The sequence below is a fragment of the Candidatus Arthromitus sp. SFB-rat-Yit genome (assembly GCF_000283555.1).
Lineage (GTDB): Bacteria > Bacillota > Clostridia > Clostridiales > Clostridiaceae > Dwaynesavagella.
The window spans coordinates 1,358,405-1,375,696 of sequence record NC_016012.1 but is presented as its reverse complement, the minus strand read 5'-3'; the positions used below and the strand labels follow the sequence as shown (position 1 = coordinate 1,375,696).

Here is a 17,292-nt window from a genome sequence, read left to right as displayed (position 1 = left end):
ATAAAGGTGAATATTTGTTTTAAAATATGTTACTTGGGAACCAATTATTATGGGTTTCAAAGGCAGAAAGAAAAGATAAGTATACAGGGAACGATAGAAGATATTTTTTTGAAAGTGTTTAATATAAAAATAAGAACTATAGGATGTAGTAGAACTGATGCAGGTGTTCACGCTGAGGAATTTTATTTAAATTTTCATTTAGATGATTTTAATGTAAGCTGTTTGAATATGAAAAATGCATTAAATACTTATCTTCCTTATGATATAAGAGTTATAGATGTATTTTATGTAAATGAAAATTTTCACGCAAGATATGGCGCTTTGAAAAAAGAATATGAATATAAAATATTTAATGGAGATATTATGAGTCCATTTAAATATCAAACTTATATGCATTTTAGATATGAATTAGATTTTAATTCTATGAATGAGTCATGTAAGTATTTTGAAGGAGAACATGATTTTAGAGCGTTTATGAGCAGTAATTCTCCAAGAGAAAATACAACTAGAATAATTTTTAAAAGTAATATTTATAAAAATAATAATATTATAACTTATAGGGTTTTAGGAAATGGTTTTTTATATAATATGGTTAGGATAATGGTGGGTACTTTGATAATGGTAGGTCAGGGTAAAATTAAACCTTATGATATTGAACATATAATAGGATCTAAAAATAGAAAAAATGCGGGTTTTATTAGTGAAGCGAAGGGATTATGTCTGAAAAAAGTTTTTTATGATATATGATAATTGACATACTAAGTAAATTTTATTATAATGATAATGTTATGTATTTATTAGAAAAATAAATCCACTGCCCCGGATTTTTTATAAATAAAGTATTACTTTTTATAGGAGGATATTATGAAGTCGTATTTACCAAAAGAGAATGATATTCAGAGACGATGGTATGTGGTTGATGTAGAAGGAATGGTTTTAGGAAGAGCAGCAAGTCAAATAGCTTCTATATTAAGAGGAAAACATAAACCAGAATTTACACCTAATATGGATCTAGGAGATTTTGTAATAGTATTAAATGCAGATAAAATTGTTTTAACTGGTAAAAAATCAACTCAAAAAACTTATAGTTATCATACAGGTTATCCAGGTGGACGTAAGGAAATTGTGTATAGTAAGCTTTTAGATAAGAAACCTGAGTTTTTATTTTATGAAGCTGTAAGAAGGATGTTGCCAAGTGGTCCTCTTGCAAGACGTCAAATTAAGAAACTTAAAATATACAGAGGCAATGATCATAATCATCAAGCTCAAAATCCGATAAAATTAGAATTAAAGTATTAATTTGAGAGGAGGATTAGTGTATGAGTAAAATTCAATATATGGGAACAGGAAGAAGAAAGAAATCTGTTGCTAGGGTATTTTTAATTCCTGGAAATGGCAATGTTGTAATAAATAAGAGAAATATGGATGATTATTTTGGGTTAGATACCTTAAAATATATAGTTAATCAACCACTTGTTTTGACAAATACTTTGTCAAGTTATGATGTTAAGGTAAATGTTCATGGTGGAGGTCTTACAGGTCAGGCAGGAGCTATAAGACATGGAATATCAAGAGCTCTGCTTAAAGTTGATGAGAATTTAAGACCAATCCTTAAAAAAGAAGGATTTTTAACAAGAGATTCAAGGATGAAAGAAAGAAAGAAATATGGATTGAAGAAAGCTAGGAGAGCTCCTCAATTTTCTAAGAGATAATATAAGTTTTAATAAAATAAAGTCCAAACAAATTTTGTTTGGACTTTATTTTATTTTACATAAAAATAATTAAAAATGTTAATTATAAAAATTAAGATTAGATTATATAAGGGAGTTTTATAAAATGAAAATATATAATTTATGTAAAATTTTTTTTATTTGCATTTTTATGTTTTTATGTTTTTGTATTAATGCAAATGCACATATATCTAATATAAATAAGATTATATTAATAGATCCAGGACATGGGGGAATAGATGGCGGGGCTGTTTCAAAAAATAATATTTTGGAGAAAAATTTAAATCTGGAAATTTCTATGAAATTAAGAGAAGTATTAGAAAATAAGGGATATAAAGTTTTTATGACTAGAGAATCGGATATTTCTTTATCAAATGGGGGAAGTATTAAGCAACAAAAGAGAGATGATTTAAATAAAAGATGTAGTATGAAGAGGGAAGTTTCCTGTGATGTATTCGTAAGTATTCACATGAATAAGTTTCCAGATAATTCAGTTAAAGGTTCACAAGTATGGTATCCATTTTATAGTGAGAAAAGTAAAAAATTAGCTGAGAATATGCATAAACAATTTGAACAGGTTTTAAATCAAAAATATAATAGAAAACCAAAGGGAGTTAAAAATGATTATGTGATTTTAAGAGATGGATATGAAGAAGCATCAGTCATAGTTGAATGTGGATTTATTTCAAATGATGAAGAAGAACATAAATTAAAAGATGAATCATATCAATATGAATTTTGTAATTCTTTAGGAAGAGCTATTGATGATTATTTTAATGGGAGGTAATAAATATTGATATTCAATTTTAAAGGCAAAATACAATCTAGCGTATTTATTGATAATTTACTTGCAAAGTCTGAAGGTAACATTTTAATAATAAGACCCATTTATTATAAAGAAATTAAAAAAGCAGAGATATCTCTTTCAATATTAAATTTAATTATTGATAAACTTGAATCACTTTATGGTAATGATATGACTTTTAAAATGATTATGAGTGATGATGATGGTCCTATAACATTTGTTGTCATAAATAAAGATTCATTTAGCTTAAAACATGATATGTCTGTACTTGAAGACGAAGATGAATTAGGTATGCTTGGAGTTTTTATGGTATACGATAAAGTTGAAAATAGATTTATTAAAAGAAGTGAGGCAAATTCAGATTATAGGGTTTGTCCTATATGTCATAATGAAGAATATATTAATTGTGATATAAATAAAAAACATAGTAGAGATAAAATAGTAAAATTTTTAAGTAGCAAATATTCAGAGATTAGGAAATACTTTTTTTCAATAATATAGAGTTTAATATTTATAATAAATATGCTTGAATATATTTAAGAAAAGTTTTACACTTATTAGTGTAAAAAGAGTTATATGTATATTTATTACTTTAGTATATTTATTATAAATGTAGAGATAAATTATAATCATAAAATTTTATTATAATTTATTTTTTTATGTATTTTATGGGAGGAATGCTTTATTATGATGAAGGGAATTGCTGCTTCTAAGGGGTATGCTATAGGGAAAGCATTTATAAAAAAAGATATAGAAATAAAAATTAATAAATTAAAAATTAGTGATGTAGAAAGTGAAATAAAAAAATTAAATGATTCTTTAAATAAAACTAGAGATCAATTGGAAAATCTAAGAAAAATAACTGAAATTGAAGTAGGTAAGGAAGAATCTTTAGTATTCGAAAGCCATCAAATGATACTTGATGATCCAGAATTTATAGATAAAGCAAAGGAAATTATAAGAAGTAATTCTGTAAATTCAGATTATGCTATAGATGAAGTTAGAAACGAACTGGTATCTATAATGTTAAGTATTGATGATGAATATATGAGAGAGCGTGCGGCAGATATTAAAGATGTTGGAGATAGGATAATTAGAAATTTATTAGGGATTAATAATGATGTAAATATTAGTGAACCCAATACTATAGTTGTTGCTAATGATTTAACACCATCTGATACTGCTCAATTAGATAAATCAAAAGTGTGTGCCTTTTTAACTAATATTGGAGGAAGAACTTCACATTCTGTTATAATGGCACGAAGTATGGAAATACCTGCAATTGTTGGAATGGTGGATATAACTGAAACTGTTAAAGATGGAGATGTGCTTTTAGTTGATGGAGTTAATGGTAATGTAATTTTAAACCCGAGCGATATTGAAATTGATGAATTTAAATCTAAGATAAAACTTTATGAAGAAGAGAAAGAGAAATTAAAAGAATTAAAAGATGTTAAAATATATGATTCTAACAAAAGACATATTGAAATATGTGGAAATATTGGATCTGTTGAGGATGTAGAGCAAGTAATTGAAAATGGAGCTGATGGTGTAGGATTATTTAGAACTGAGTTTTTGTATATGCATAGAAGTTCTATGCCAACTGAGGAAGAGCAATTTAATTCCTATAAAGCAGTTCTTGAAAAAATGGGAGATAAACCAGTTGTTATAAGAACACTTGATATAGGAGGAGATAAGAAGCTTGAATACTTAAATGTTGGAGAAGAGATGAACCCATTTCTAGGATATAGAGCGGTAAGACTTTGCTTAGATAGGGTTGATATATTTAAAATACAGTTAAGAGCACTTTTGAGAGCATCTATTTATGGTAATCTTAAGATTATGTTTCCTATGATTTCATGTATTGAAGAGTTTAGACAGTGTAAGAAAATCTTAGAGGAATGTAAATGTGAGCTTATTGATGAGAAATATGATGTTAGTGATTCAATTGAGGTTGGAATCATGGTTGAAATACCTTCTACAGCAGTTTCTGCTAGGGAATTTGCGAAGGAAGTTGACTTTTTTTCTATTGGGACAAATGATTTAATACAATATACACTTGCGTGTGATAGGATGAATGAAAAAGTATCATATTTGTACAATCCAATGAATCCATCAGTATTATCTCTTATAAAGATGACTATAGACGGAGCACATGCTGAAGGTAAATGGGTAGGAATGTGTGGAGAGATGGCTGGAGATGAAGAGGCTATTCCAAAGTTATTGGAATATGGATTAGATGAATTTTCTATGTCTGCAATATCTATTTTGTCAGCTAAAAAGCAGATATTAGATATATTAAATAAAAAATAATATTTAGTTTTCGGTGGGGGGAGATTACGATTGTAACAATAGTAAAAAATGTAGAATTATATTCTCCAGATTATATTGGGAAAAAAGATGTTGTTATTTTATTTAATAAAATAGAAGGTATATACGATAAGTTTGAATATGTTAATTGTTTTACTGAATATGAAATAATTGATGGTAGTGGAATGATCATGATTCCAGGATTTATAGATTCACATGTTCATATATCAGGTGGAGGAGGAGAAGCTGGTTTTAAAACTAGAACTCCTGAGATTGACTTTATAGATTTAATATCTGCAGGTATTACCACAGTTGTTGGATGTTTGGGAACAGATAGTATTTGTAGGAATATGAATAATTTAATTGCTAAGGCATATGGACTTGAAGAAGAAGGGATAAGTTCATACATTTATACAGGATCTTATGAAATACCAGTTAAGACCATAACAAACAGTATAAAAAGTGATCTAATGATAATTCCTAAAGTAATTGGAGTTGGTGAGATTGCTTTATCAGATTATAGATCTTCTAAACCGAGTTTTGAGGAATTTATTAAGATTGTTCATGATGCGAAAGTTGGGGGATTATTGTCTGGTAAGAAAGGGATTGTTCATATACACATAGGAGATTCTGAGGAGGGTTTAAAATATTTATTTGATCTATGTATAGATAAAGATATATCTTTAGATCAAGTTATGCCAACGCATGTTAATAGAAATAAAAAACTTTTAAACAGTGCGATTGAATATGGAATAAAAGGTGGATATTTTGATTTAACTAGTAGCTATGTAAAAGGTTTAAAAGACGAAGAGGAACTTAGAGTAAGTAATATATTACCACATATTATATCAAGTGGTGTACCAGTATCTCACATTACATGTTCTTCAGACGCACAGGGGAGTCTCCCTATTATTGATGAAATGGGGAATTTTATAGGTATTGGTATAGGAAATCCAAAATCATTATACGTAGAAATTAAAGAATTATTAATTAACAATTTTTTACCTAAAAGTGATATAATATCTATTGTAACTAAAAATGTAGCTAATATTTTAGGTATACATCACAAAGGTGAAATAAAGAGATATAATGATGCAGATTTTCTACTTTTAGATAATAAGGATTACGATTTGAGATATATTTTTTCGAATGGGAAAAAGATGATGGAGAATGGTAAAATATTAGCTAAGCAAACTTTTATTAAGGAGTAAAAATATGATTCAAGTTAATGATACAAATTTTAATACAGAAGTTTTAGAATACAAAGGAATTGTCTTAGTAGATTTTTATGCAGATTGGTGTGGACCATGTAAAAACTTTGCACCTATATTTGAAGAGTTTTCTAAAGAAGTCAGCGATGTAAAATGCGTTAAAGTGAATGTTGATGAGAGTACTAGTGCTAGAACATATAAAGTTATGAGTATACCAACTGTTATTTTATTTAAAGATGGGGAAGTATGCGATAGATTTATTGGAGCTATGCAGAAGAAAGATCTAAGTGATTTTGTAAATAAAAATAGATAAAAATTAAAAGAGATGCTAAAGTGCATCTCTTTTAATTTTTATATATATTCTATTAAGATATCGTTTATAGATGAGGATACTTCATTTATTAAATTTTGTATAGTATCTTTATGTTCATTAAATGAATCTATATTATATATGTTATTATTTATTAATGAATTTAAATACATGGTTATATCATTTAGGTAAGTATTATTATATTCCCCTCTAAATGTTTTAATTATATCAATAGATAATGTTATGCTATTTAATACATTATTTAAATCTTGCTTTATATCAGTTATATCTGTAGCATTAAATATACGAGTTAGGTTTTCATCTTTTATATATTCTTTAGTTAAGTAGCAAAATGAAAATTTAGATTCAAGAAAATTTTTCTCTATTTCTGAATTAACAATGGTGTAAGGATAACTTATGATATTGTTAAGTAGTTCTTTTAAATTAATTTTTTGGTTAGTTATATTAATATAAAGATCTGAATTTTTTACATCATTTATTTCCAAACCTCTTTTTAAAAGTGTATTATAATTATTATATAATTTTACTAAAATTTCGCTCATTTCTTCTTTTTGATTTCGCTTTAAGTTTTTATTTTCCATATTAAATATATTTAAAGGAGTAACTACTCGTTTTCCATCATCCTCATACATAGGTAATGCCTGTGCGTTTATGAAGGGAAGTATAGTAGTTGCTATTCCTAAAGTTAAACTTATAAATTTTAAATTATTCATAAATACCTCCGAAAAATTTAAAGGTATAGTAAATCGTTTTTATTTTGTACAAAAAGTTTGAAAATTATTAGTTTAGTTATATATATAAGTTGGGATATTTAATTTAGAGTCAATTTTATGTTTTAAAGTGTTGTATTGGTTTAAAAGTTTTGAATATATGGAATCTGTTTGCTGATATATTTTATTTAGAGTATCTTTATCTAATTTTTCTTTTTGCAATAAATTTTCGTTCTTGATACAGTATTTTAGTTTTATATTGTATTCATTATATATTTCTAAAATTTCTTCCATTTGATGATATAAATTTAATCCATCTTGAGGTATAGGTAGTTTTGACAAAGAAAGTTTAAGATTTTCACTTATAGCTAAGTTTTTTTCAAGGTTGTTTATAATTAATTGATAATCGTATTTATTTTCTCTAGCTTCAATTAATTTTTCTTCTATATTTTCTATGAGTGGGAGAAAATCATACATTATAGAATTAAGTTTATTTATAAAATTATTTAAGTTTAGATTTGATATCGAATTTATTTTTTCTGTATAAAAGCTATTTTCATATGTATTTTGTATATTTGTTATTGTTTCGATTGTTTCTTTTAATAAATTTGAATTAGCAGGTAGGGATTTTAAACTTATTAAAATACCATCAAAATAATTTTTTAAAGATGTTATATTTTCATTTACATTGTTCTTATTATTTTTGAGATTTTGTAATTGTTTTATATATAATTCAGATGAGTGAAGTAAACTGTTAAACATCTCCATTTCATTTAATTTTAGAGAGGTATTTAAATTTCTTTTTGATATTTGTAATGTATTTATATTTTCAAGAGATTTAGTTATATTTTTTTCTGAATCTAAATTATTATCCAAAAGTTTATAGGTATTGTTTAAAGATGAAATATAAGAATCTAACTTATATTTATGACTATGTTCTTTTTTAATAATTAAATATGTTATAAAGCAACATATACTAAAGAATATTAGAAATAATAAGATAGATATAAATCTAAATAAATTTTTTTTTGTATACAAAATTTTCTCCCCTTTTAAAATTAGTTAGTTTATTATATTATTTATTTAGTTGATAAATTCTTAAAAAAGAAAAAAGAGGTAAATAATTGGGTTTTTTAAATATAGTTTTTAATACTATAAAGAATATAAATATTTTTGATTTAATAGATATATCGATAATTGCATATGTTTTATATAAAGTGTATATGTTAATAAAAGAAACAAGAGCTGAGCAGTTATTAAAAGGTATTATATTTATTTTATTTTTTATACCTGTTAGTTATCTTTTAAAATTAAAAATGGTATACTCGATATTCAAAAATACTTTAACAATAGGAGTTTTGACTATTGTTATATTATTTCAGCCTGAAATTAGGAAGGCTTTGGAACATTTAGGTAGAAGTGCATTTTCAGATAAGAACAAATATATTAAAGGGTATAATTATGTAAAAAACGATTTTATAGTTGAGATATGTAAAGCTTGTGCTAATATGTCTAATAAGAATGTAGGTGCACTAATTGTGATTGAGAGAAATACAAAACTCGGAGATGTTATAGAGAGTGGTACAACTATTAATTCAAAAGTAGCATCTGAGTTAATAGAAACAATATTTTTTCCTAATAGCCCACTTCATGATGGGGCAATAGTTATAAAAGATGGTTTAATTGAAGCAGCTGGATGTTTTCTTCCATTAAGCTATCAAAATATAGATAAAAGTTTAGGTACTCGTCATAGAGCTGCTTTTGGTATATCTGAAGTAAGTGATGCTATTATTATTGTGGTATCGGAGGAAACTGGAATTATATCTTTATTTGTGAATGGTAAAATGACTAGGAATTATGATTTTGAGAGGCTGAATTCTTTGTTAAATAGGATGTTTGAATATAATAATTTAAAAACATTATCATTTAAAGGTAGGGTAAAAGGTTGGATAAGGGGAAAAATAAAAAGCAAACACAAGGGATAATTGTAAAGATATCCTGTTTTGTAATTGCGTTTGTAAGCTGGGTATATGTAGTTATTTCTTTAAATCCCGTATTAACTACAAGAGTTTATAATATACCGGTTAATGTTATAAATAGTTTAAGTATTAAAAAAAATGGAATAATTGTTTTACCAAATCAAAAATTTACAGTTAATTTGAATGTAGAAGGTAAGGCAAATGATATTTATAATTTAAAACCTGATAATTTTGAAATTTTTTTAGATTTGAGTGTGTATGATCTTCAAAAAGGTGAAAATGTAGTTAGGGGATATATAAGAAGTATTCCTCCAAACATATCTATAACTAGACCAAATGATTTAGATATTAAAATTCAGATAGATGAATTCATTGAAAAGAAGGTTCCTATAGATAAGATAATTAATAATGTTAATGTAGATGGATTTTATTCTTTTGAACCTGTGATAAATCCAGAATATGTTACAGTATCGGGAGCAGCTAAATATGTAAATGAAGTAAATAGAGCAATTGTTAGTGCTAGTTTTAATGATTTAAAAAAAGATACATATCAGAGCTTAAAAATTAAATTTTTAGATAAAGATGGAAAAGAAATAAATCAGTTTTTGGATTTATCCACGGAAGTTGTAGATATGTATATTATGGTTAAAGCTTTAAAGGACGTAGAAATTGAAGTTCCATTTGTAGATAATTTACCTGAAGGATTAAAATTAGAGAGTGTTGAGGTTATACCAAGAGTACTTAAAATAATAGGAACGGAAGATGTTATAACAAATATATATAAAATTTCATCTGAAAGTGTTAATTTATCAAAAATAACTGAAAATTCTATAATAGAGGTTCCGATTAAGATAGCAAATGGTATAGAAACTGTAGAAAATAAAAATTCTGTTATTATAAAAGTTAAGGTCAGTAAAATAGAGCAACAAAATTAAGATATTTAAAAAAGAGGTGATATTTATTTATAAAGTATTGTTTAGAGAAGATAGATGTAAAGGTTGTAAATTATGCGAAACGTCGTGTCCTAAAGGTATAATAAGTATGTCAGATAATACGAATATAATAGGATATAATTTTGCAAATATAACAGCAGACAATCAAAAAAAATGTATAGGATGTGGATTTTGTTTTAGAATGTGTCCAGATTCGGTAATAACTATAATTAATGATGGGGTGTAAAGATATTGAGAATTTTGTGTAAGGGATGTGAAGCTTTAGGAGAGGCAACAATTAGAGCAGGATGTAATGCTTTTTTTGGATATCCTATAACTCCGCAAACAGAATTAGTTGCGTATTTATCAAAAAAAATGCCTGAATATAATAGATTAATTATTCAGGCTGAAAGTGAAGTTTCAGCAATTAATATGGTATATGGAGCGGCAGCTGCTGGATTTAGAGTAATGACTTCAACAGCTAGCCCTGGAATGAGTTTAAAGGCAGAAGGTATATCATATATAATTGGATCTGAACTTCCTTGTGTAATAGTTAATGTATGTCGTGTTGGTCCAGGCTTAGGTGGGATACAACCATCTCAGCAGGATTATTTCTTTATGACAAAAGGATTGGGTCATGGTGGTGGCAGGGCTATTGTTTTAGCTCCAAATAGTGTTCAAGAAATATATAATTTAACAATGGAATCTTTTTATTTAGCTGATAAGTATAGAAATCCAGTAATCATATTTTTAGATGGAACTCTTGGACAAGTTATGGAATCATTAGAAATAGAAGATGAATATGATGGTGAGGTTTATACATTAACTGATATTATAAATTCAAAACCATGGAGTTCAAATGGTAAATTACATAGAAGGAATAGAAATATAATTAAATCATTAAATTTAGATAATAATGATTTAAGGAACCATATGAGTGACCTTAATAATAAATATTTAAAGATAAGGGAAAATGAGGTTAAGTACGAAAAAATTAATTTAGATAAAAAAGTTGATATTATTATGGTATGTTTTGGTATGATCTCAAGAACATGTGAAAAAGCCGCTGAGGAATTGAAAAAGGAAAATATAGAAGTTGGTATAATAAGACCCATAACTTTGTGGCCGTTTCCTCATGAGGCTATAAGAGATATGTCTGAAAATACTAAATATGGATTTTTATGTATTGAGATGAATTTTGGACAAATGGTTGAAGATGTAATATTATCTTCTAATGGGAGTAATAAAGTTTATTCTTATGCTGAGGTTTCGGGAGATATAATAGATTATGAGAGTGTAATTAAATATGTGAAAGATATTATTAAAGGAGAAGTTAATGAGTATAAAGTTTGAACCTTCCAAGGGAATTGTAGATGTTAAAAGTCATTATTGTCCAGGTTGTACTCATGGTATAATAAATAATATTATTGCAGAAGTGTTGGTTGAACTTGATATATTAGATATATCAATAGGGATTGCGTCTGTAGGATGTTCGGTTTTTATATATGAATACATAGATTGTGATTTTATTAGTGCTGCACATGGACGAGCACCATCAGTTGCAACTTCAGTATCAAGACTTTTAAAAGATAGAGTTGTATTTACATATCAAGGAGATGGAGATTTAGCTGCTATAGGAACTTCTGAAATTATACATGCGGCTTTAAGAGGGGAAAATATAGTTGTTATATTTATAAATAACGGAACTTATGGAATGACAGGTGGACAAATGGCTCCTACAACTTTAAATGGTCAGGTTACAGAAACTAGTCCAAAAGGTAAAAATAAAGATAGTTATGGTGCCCCTATTAAAATTTGTGAATTACTTGAAACTATAGAAGGTGTTAGGTATTTAGAGAGAGTTTCAACTCATAATTTGAAAGGGGTTATGAATACTAAAAAATCTATAAAAAAGGCTTTTGAGTATGTTAAAAATGGTGAGGGTTTTTGTTTGATAGAGATATTGTCAACATGCCCAACTAACTGGGGAAAAAATGCAGTAGATTCGTTAAAATGGGTTGAAGAAAATATGAGTGAAGAGTTTAAACTTAAAAAATTTAAGGAATAGAGTTGATAATATGAATTTAGAAATTTTATTTTCCGGTTTTGGAGGACAAGGTATATTGTTTATATCGAGGATACTTTCTTATGCTGCACTTGAAAGTGGATTAAATGTTACTTGGCTTCCATCTTATGGTCCTGAAATGAGAGGGGGGACAGCAAGCTGTTCGGTTGTAATGAGTGATAAAAAAATTTTGTCGCCAATTGTACTTAGGCCTGAATATATGATTGCTATGAATTATCCATCATTTAATAAATATGAAAGTAAGGTTTTGGATAGTGGATTTATGCTCATCAATTCAGATATAGTTAAATCCTATAATAAGAGAGAAAATATCAATTACCTAGATATACCAGTTCAGAGTATTGCAAAAAGTATATCAGAAAAGGTTCTAGGGAATATTGTTATACTTGGATCTTTAATTAAAGTTATTAATAAAATATCTATAGATTCTATATTTTATGTTTTTGGTAAATACACAGATACTAGGTTTAGTATTGAAGATAATAAAACAGCATTTAAGGTTGGATATGATTTTATATAAATAAAGGAGTTTAATTATGGGGAAGTTATTTGGTACAGATGGTATTAGGGGAATTGCAAATATTAAATTGACTGGAGAACTTGCTTATAATATCGGTAGGTGCGGAGCTAAGATATTATGTAAAAATAGTGTAAATAAAAGAAAAATGATTGTGGGTATTGATACAAGAATATCAAGCTCTATGATTGAGCATAGTATATGTGCAGGTATTTCGTCTACTGGAATAGATGTTATAAGGGTATCGAATGTTCCTACTCCAGCTATAGGTTATTTGATTCAAAAGTTTGGATTGCTTGGAGGTGTTATGGTTTCAGCATCTCATAATCCATACGAATATAATGGGATAAAGTTTTTTGATAGTGATGGAGTAAAACTCAGTGACGGTTTAGAGGATCAAATTGAAAAGTTGTATTTTAATTTATTAAATGGAGATAATATAGGTAACACAAAAGATATTGGTAAAATTGAATTTTCTCCTGATATAGTCGATGAGTATATCGCATTTTTAAAAAGTAATTTAGGGGGAGAAAATTTAAGGGGACTGAAAATTGCGTTAGATTGTGCTAATGGTTCTGCTTATTCTATTGCAAGAAAGGTATTTGAAGGAACGGAAGCAGAAGTATTAATTATAAATGATTCCCCTAATGGAATTAATATTAATAATAAATGTGGATCTACTTACATGGATGAGATATGTGAATTTGTTGTTAAAAATAAGTGTGATTTAGGATTTGCATATGATGGTGATGCGGATAGATGTTTAGCTGTTGATCATGAGGGTAACATAATAAATGGTGATTTTATAATGGGATTAATTGCTATTTATTTTAAAGAAAATGGAATTTTAAATAAAAATTCAGTAGTTGTAACAGTTATGAGTAATATTGGACTTTATAAATCCTTGGAAAAATTTGATATATCTATATCTACAGTTTGTGTTGGAGATAAATATGTTTTTCAAAATATGAACGAAAATAATTATGTAATTGGTGGAGAACAATCTGGTCATATAATACTTTTGGATAATAAAACAGGTGATGGGATTTTAACATCATTAATAGTAAGTAAAATAGTTAAAGAAAAAGGGAAAAGTTTAAAAGAATTGTGTTCAGTTATAAATGAATTTCCCCAAGTATTAATTAATATAGAAGTTGATGAGATTAATAAAAAAATATATAAGGAAAATAAAGAAATTGTTGAGTTGATAAATAAGTATGAAAATGAACTTTCGAGTAATGGTAGGATTTTGGTTAGAGAATCTGGAACTGAAAATTTAATTAGAGTTATGGTTGAAGGTGAAGATATAAATGTAATTAAAAATATTGGGGAAGATATTAAAAGTGCAATAAATTCTAAAATAAAAAATGTGTAGCATGTAAAGGCTACACATTTTTTAGTATAAATTCATTTATTGCAAAAGCAATACCATTATCATCATTACTTTTTGTCACAAATGTTGCTATATTTTTTATAGATTCTTCACCATTTGAAGGTACAACAGAAGTTTTTGAGAAATTAATCATTTCTAAATCGTTAAAATTATCACCAAATACAACAATTTCATCTCTATTAATATTTAATATCTTACATAGATTTTGAAGTCCAGTGCCTTTATTTACACCAGAAGGCATTATATCAAGCAAAGTTTTATCAGATGATACAATAGATAGATCTTTAAATTCTTTTCTCATTATATATTCTATATCTAATAGTTTTTCTCTATTTTCTATGTAAGCTAGGGATTTTAAGAATATTAGATTAGAGTAGTATTCTATATCTCTATTTAATATTTCGATATCAAATCTATCCTCAGGCTGTGATGATGAATTCAAATTTTCTAATAATATCAATCTTGGATTATTAGGGGTACTTAATATAGTATTTTCAGTGTATAACATAAAGTCCAGATTATTTAAGTTATAGAATTCCACTAAGGTCTTGACGGTATCAAAATTTAAATACTTTTTATAAAGTGTATTACCAGATAGGTCGCGTATTAGGGACCCATTACATGATATTATAGGTAAATTAGAGTTTATTTGTTTTTGATATTTTCTAGCAAGAGTATCCATTCTTCCAGTTGCTATTGTATATTGTATATTTTTATTTTTTAGTTTATTTATAGCTTGTATTGTTTCGATTGTAATTTCTTTATTAGAGTTTAAAAGTGTACCATCCAAATCGAATACACATAATTTAATATTCAAATTTAATAACCTCCTTTAAATTAATTAATTTAACAAAAAAATGTTTTTTTCATTGTTATATTTATAAAAATATTGTATAATAATTGTTCAAATACTAAAAAATATCTAGATATTATTATTATAATTTAAAATATTTATAAAAGAAAGGAAGATAAAGAATTTGGCTCAAAAAAGAAGTAGAAGAGAAAAGTATTCAGGAGATAATAAGAAAGTTGGGATACTTAATAAAAGTCTTAATTTTATTGAGGTTGTAGGTAATAAATTACCAGATCCAGTAACATTGTTTGTTTTATTAAGTATAATAACTGTTATTGCTTCTTATATTTTAAGCAATATGAATATTGTATCTGAATACGAAACATTAAAAGATGGAGTTTCTGAGGTAGTTAAAGTTCAAGTTACAAATTTATTTACCAAGGAAGCTATGGCTAATTTTTTAACAAGTATGGTTACTAATTTTACAAGCTTTGCACCACTGGGTGTTGTGTTAGTCTCTATGCTTGGAGTAGGTGTGGCAGAAGGAACTGGTTTAATAGATGCATTAATAAAGAAACTTATTTTAAGTACTCCAAGTAGATTAGTAACAATTGTTGTTGTGTTTTTAGGAGTTTTATCTAATATAGCTTCTGATGCGGGTTATGTCGTTTTAGTACCACTGGGTGCTATAATATTTAAGAGCTTTGGTAGAAATCCTATAGCTGGTATTGCAGCAGCTTTTGCGGGTGTTTCTGGAGGATTTTCAGCAAACCTTCTTATAGGAACTGTTGATCCATTGTTAAGTGGACTTAGTCAGTCTGCGGCTAATATAATAGATCCATCATATGTTGTAAATCCAACTAGTAACTATTATTTTATGGTAGTTTCTACATTTTTAATAACTATAATTGGAACACTTATAACTGAATATATAATAATTCCAAGACTTGAAAAAAGTAATAATCCTGATAATTTTGTTGAGCAAGTTGAAGTTCAAAATGAAGATTCCTTTAAGTTTACAAAAAGTGAGAAAAAAGGTCTTATATATGCTGGAATATCTTTATTGATACTTTTAATTATAATAGGTATAGGTCTTTTACCAGGTGGAATGCTCAGAAATCCAGAAACAGGATCAATAATTAATAAATCACCATTTATTAATGGTATTGTTGTTATACTTGCGTTTTTATTTTTGATTCCTGGTGTGTTTTTTGGAATTGGATCAGGTAAGATTAAGAAAGATAGTGATATTATTAATTCTATGTCAAAATCTATGTCATCTATGGGATCATATCTTGTGTTATCATTTTTTGCGGCACAATTTATAAATTTATTTGAGAGAAGTAAAATTGCAACAATAATTGCAGTAGATGGAGCTAAGTTTTTAGAAGATATAGGGTTTGTAGGAATACCTCTTATAATAGGATTTATACTCATAACTGGTTTTATAAATCTATTTGTAGGAAGTGCATCTGCTAAGTGGGCGATATTAGCTCCTGTATTTGTTCCATTATTTATGAGGCTTGGTTATAGCCCGGAATTTACTCAGATAGCATATAGGATAGGAGATTCTACTACTAATATAATAACTCCTTTGCTTCCGTATTTTCCAATAATTGCAATGCTTATAAAAAAATACGATAAGAAGAGTGGAATAGGTACACTGATATCATTAATGTTACCATATTCAATAGCTTTTTTAATATCTTGGATAGTATTATTGATATTGTGGATGTTCTTAAAATTACCTTTAGGACCAGAAGCATTTATATTTTTAAAATAATTTTTAATGTAAGGATAATTTAATATGAATTAAATTATCCTTATTATTTATTGAGGTGGGGTATGAAGATACTTAGGAGTAGCAAGGAAATTGAGTTAAGTAGAGAGGAATTTTTAAATAAAATAAAATCATATGATGATTTGGTAATTGATTTGGGAACAGGACAAGGAGCATTTGTATATTTCAGTGCTTTAGAGAATAAAAATAAATTTTATGTAGGATTAGATTCTTGTGGAGATTCTATGAAGAAGTATGCGATTAAACAATATAAAAATAAGTTAGAGAATTTGGTTTATATAATTATGAATGCTCAAAATATAGATAATTTATTATATAATATGTTTTCAGAAGTTTACATAAATTTACCGTGGGGTAGTTTGCTTGAAGGTATATTTAAAGAAGAGCTAGGTATTATATACAACATATCTAAGTTGCTTGTAGATAGTGGAAAAATGAAAATATGTTTTTCATATAATGATAAATTTGAGAAAATGGAGATAGAGAAGAGAAATTTGCCAGATTTAAATGAGAGTTATTTTGATGATTTTAAAATGCTATATTCTAAATATAATATAGAAATACATGATATTAATTTGGTGTTAAAAGATGAAATTCCTTTTGAAAGTAAATGGGTTAAGGTTTTAGGAGAGAGTAATAGGAGGGAGTTTTATATTATAAATGGATATAAAAAAAGAGTGCAGTAGTCTGTACT

20 protein-coding genes are annotated in these 17,292 nt (G+C 26.9%); 17 read left to right on the top strand and 3 right to left on the bottom strand.

Translation table 11 applies throughout. The annotated features are described in order from the left end of the window. The first annotated feature begins 6 nt into the window (after window positions 1-6). The 8 genes from truA (at window position 7) to trxA (ending at window position 6,369) form a co-directional block, all read left to right on the top strand. A complete protein-coding gene (gene truA / locus RATSFB_RS06340; RefSeq protein ID WP_014095212.1) occupies window positions 7-747 on the top strand; it encodes a tRNA pseudouridine(38-40) synthase TruA in 741 nt (246 codons plus the stop codon). A gap of 117 nt (window positions 748-864) precedes the next feature. Further along, complete coding sequence (gene rplM, locus RATSFB_RS06335) at window positions 865-1,299, top strand: 50S ribosomal protein L13 (RefSeq protein ID WP_014095211.1); 435 nt, start codon at window positions 865-867, stop codon at window positions 1,297-1,299. 20 nt (window positions 1,300-1,319) lie between these two features. Next, complete coding sequence (rpsI, locus tag RATSFB_RS06330) at window positions 1,320-1,712, top strand: 30S ribosomal protein S9 (RefSeq protein ID WP_014095210.1); 393 nt, start codon at window positions 1,320-1,322, stop codon at window positions 1,710-1,712. Window positions 1,713-1,836: 124 nt separating this feature from the next. After that, window positions 1,837-2,517, top strand: coding sequence for an N-acetylmuramoyl-L-alanine amidase (locus RATSFB_RS06325; RefSeq protein ID WP_014095209.1), 681 nt, complete (start codon window positions 1,837-1,839; stop codon window positions 2,515-2,517). A 6-nt stretch (window positions 2,518-2,523) separates the two neighbouring features. After that, the gene (locus RATSFB_RS06320; RefSeq protein WP_014095208.1) at window positions 2,524-3,036 is read left to right on the top strand and encodes a citrate lyase holo-[acyl-carrier protein] synthase; all 513 of its coding nucleotides are present in this window, start codon (window positions 2,524-2,526) and stop codon (window positions 3,034-3,036) included. Window positions 3,037-3,222: 186 nt separating this feature from the next. Further along, window positions 3,223-4,848 (top strand): phosphoenolpyruvate--protein phosphotransferase, encoded by a 1,626-nt coding sequence (gene ptsP / locus RATSFB_RS06315; RefSeq protein WP_014095207.1) that lies wholly within the window; start codon window positions 3,223-3,225, stop codon window positions 4,846-4,848. Window positions 4,849-4,877: 29 nt separating this feature from the next. After that, window positions 4,878-6,056 (top strand): beta-aspartyl-peptidase, encoded by a 1,179-nt coding sequence (gene iadA / locus RATSFB_RS06310; protein ID WP_044035596.1) that lies wholly within the window; start codon window positions 4,878-4,880, stop codon window positions 6,054-6,056. 4 nt (window positions 6,057-6,060) lie between these two features. Continuing rightward, entirely contained in the window at window positions 6,061-6,369 is a 309-nt protein-coding gene (trxA, locus tag RATSFB_RS06305) for a thioredoxin (RefSeq protein ID WP_014095205.1), read from the top strand. Between the two features lie 38 nt (window positions 6,370-6,407). On the opposite strand, the gene RATSFB_RS06300 is transcribed toward trxA, so the two are convergent. Then, complete coding sequence (locus tag RATSFB_RS06300; protein WP_014095204.1) at window positions 6,408-7,100, bottom strand: hypothetical protein; 693 nt, start codon at window positions 7,098-7,100, stop codon at window positions 6,408-6,410. Between the two features lie 72 nt (window positions 7,101-7,172). Next, window positions 7,173-8,135 carry a hypothetical protein gene (locus tag RATSFB_RS06295; RefSeq protein ID WP_044035595.1) on the bottom strand — a complete coding sequence of 321 codons (963 nt, stop codon included), beginning with the start codon at window positions 8,133-8,135 and terminating at the stop codon, window positions 7,173-7,175. Between the two features lie 86 nt (window positions 8,136-8,221). Here RATSFB_RS06295 and cdaA point away from each other — a divergent pair, with 86 nt between their 5' ends. Genes cdaA through glmM form a run of 7 tightly spaced genes read left to right on the top strand, consistent with a single transcriptional unit; the run spans window position 8,222 to window position 13,986 of the window. Further along, window positions 8,222-9,082: a diadenylate cyclase CdaA gene (gene cdaA, locus RATSFB_RS06290; protein WP_014095202.1), complete on the top strand. Its 861-nt coding sequence runs from the start codon at window positions 8,222-8,224 to the stop codon at window positions 9,080-9,082. Then, on the top strand, window positions 9,043-10,011 hold the full coding sequence (locus RATSFB_RS06285) for a CdaR family protein (RefSeq protein WP_014095201.1): 969 nt from the start codon (window positions 9,043-9,045) through the stop codon (window positions 10,009-10,011). Before cdaA ends, RATSFB_RS06285 begins: the two co-directional genes overlap by 40 nt. Before the next feature lie 37 nt (window positions 10,012-10,048). Further along, window positions 10,049-10,255: a 4Fe-4S binding protein gene (locus RATSFB_RS06280; RefSeq protein WP_371136976.1), complete on the top strand. Its 207-nt coding sequence runs from the start codon at window positions 10,049-10,051 to the stop codon at window positions 10,253-10,255. A 5-nt stretch (window positions 10,256-10,260) separates the two neighbouring features. Continuing rightward, complete coding sequence (gene vorB, locus RATSFB_RS06275; protein ID WP_014095199.1) at window positions 10,261-11,361, top strand: 3-methyl-2-oxobutanoate dehydrogenase subunit VorB; 1,101 nt, start codon at window positions 10,261-10,263, stop codon at window positions 11,359-11,361. Further along, window positions 11,345-12,076, top strand: a complete 732-nt coding sequence (locus RATSFB_RS06270; protein ID WP_014095198.1) for a thiamine pyrophosphate-dependent enzyme — start codon at window positions 11,345-11,347, stop codon at window positions 12,074-12,076. The genes vorB and RATSFB_RS06270 overlap by 17 nt, the downstream gene beginning before the upstream one ends. Continuing rightward, the gene (locus RATSFB_RS06265; protein WP_242821398.1) at window positions 12,042-12,614 is read left to right on the top strand and encodes a 2-oxoacid:acceptor oxidoreductase family protein; all 573 of its coding nucleotides are present in this window, start codon (window positions 12,042-12,044) and stop codon (window positions 12,612-12,614) included. Before RATSFB_RS06270 ends, RATSFB_RS06265 begins: the two co-directional genes overlap by 35 nt. A gap of 16 nt (window positions 12,615-12,630) precedes the next feature. Then, the gene (gene glmM / locus RATSFB_RS06260; RefSeq protein WP_014095196.1) at window positions 12,631-13,986 is read left to right on the top strand and encodes a phosphoglucosamine mutase; all 1,356 of its coding nucleotides are present in this window, start codon (window positions 12,631-12,633) and stop codon (window positions 13,984-13,986) included. 10 nt (window positions 13,987-13,996) lie between these two features. Here glmM and RATSFB_RS06255 read toward each other — a convergent pair whose 3' ends face one another. Next, complete coding sequence (locus RATSFB_RS06255) at window positions 13,997-14,821, bottom strand: Cof-type HAD-IIB family hydrolase (protein ID WP_014095195.1); 825 nt, start codon at window positions 14,819-14,821, stop codon at window positions 13,997-13,999. Window positions 14,822-14,981: 160 nt separating this feature from the next. On the opposite strand from RATSFB_RS06255, the gene RATSFB_RS06250 reads away from it, so the two are divergent. Beyond that, entirely contained in the window at window positions 14,982-16,580 is a 1,599-nt protein-coding gene (locus RATSFB_RS06250) for an AbgT family transporter (RefSeq protein WP_014095194.1), read from the top strand. Window positions 16,581-16,642: 62 nt separating this feature from the next. Continuing rightward, window positions 16,643-17,284: a 16S rRNA (adenine(1408)-N(1))-methyltransferase NpmA gene (locus RATSFB_RS06245; RefSeq protein WP_014095193.1), complete on the top strand. Its 642-nt coding sequence runs from the start codon at window positions 16,643-16,645 to the stop codon at window positions 17,282-17,284. The last annotated feature ends 8 nt before the right edge of the window (window positions 17,285-17,292 follow it).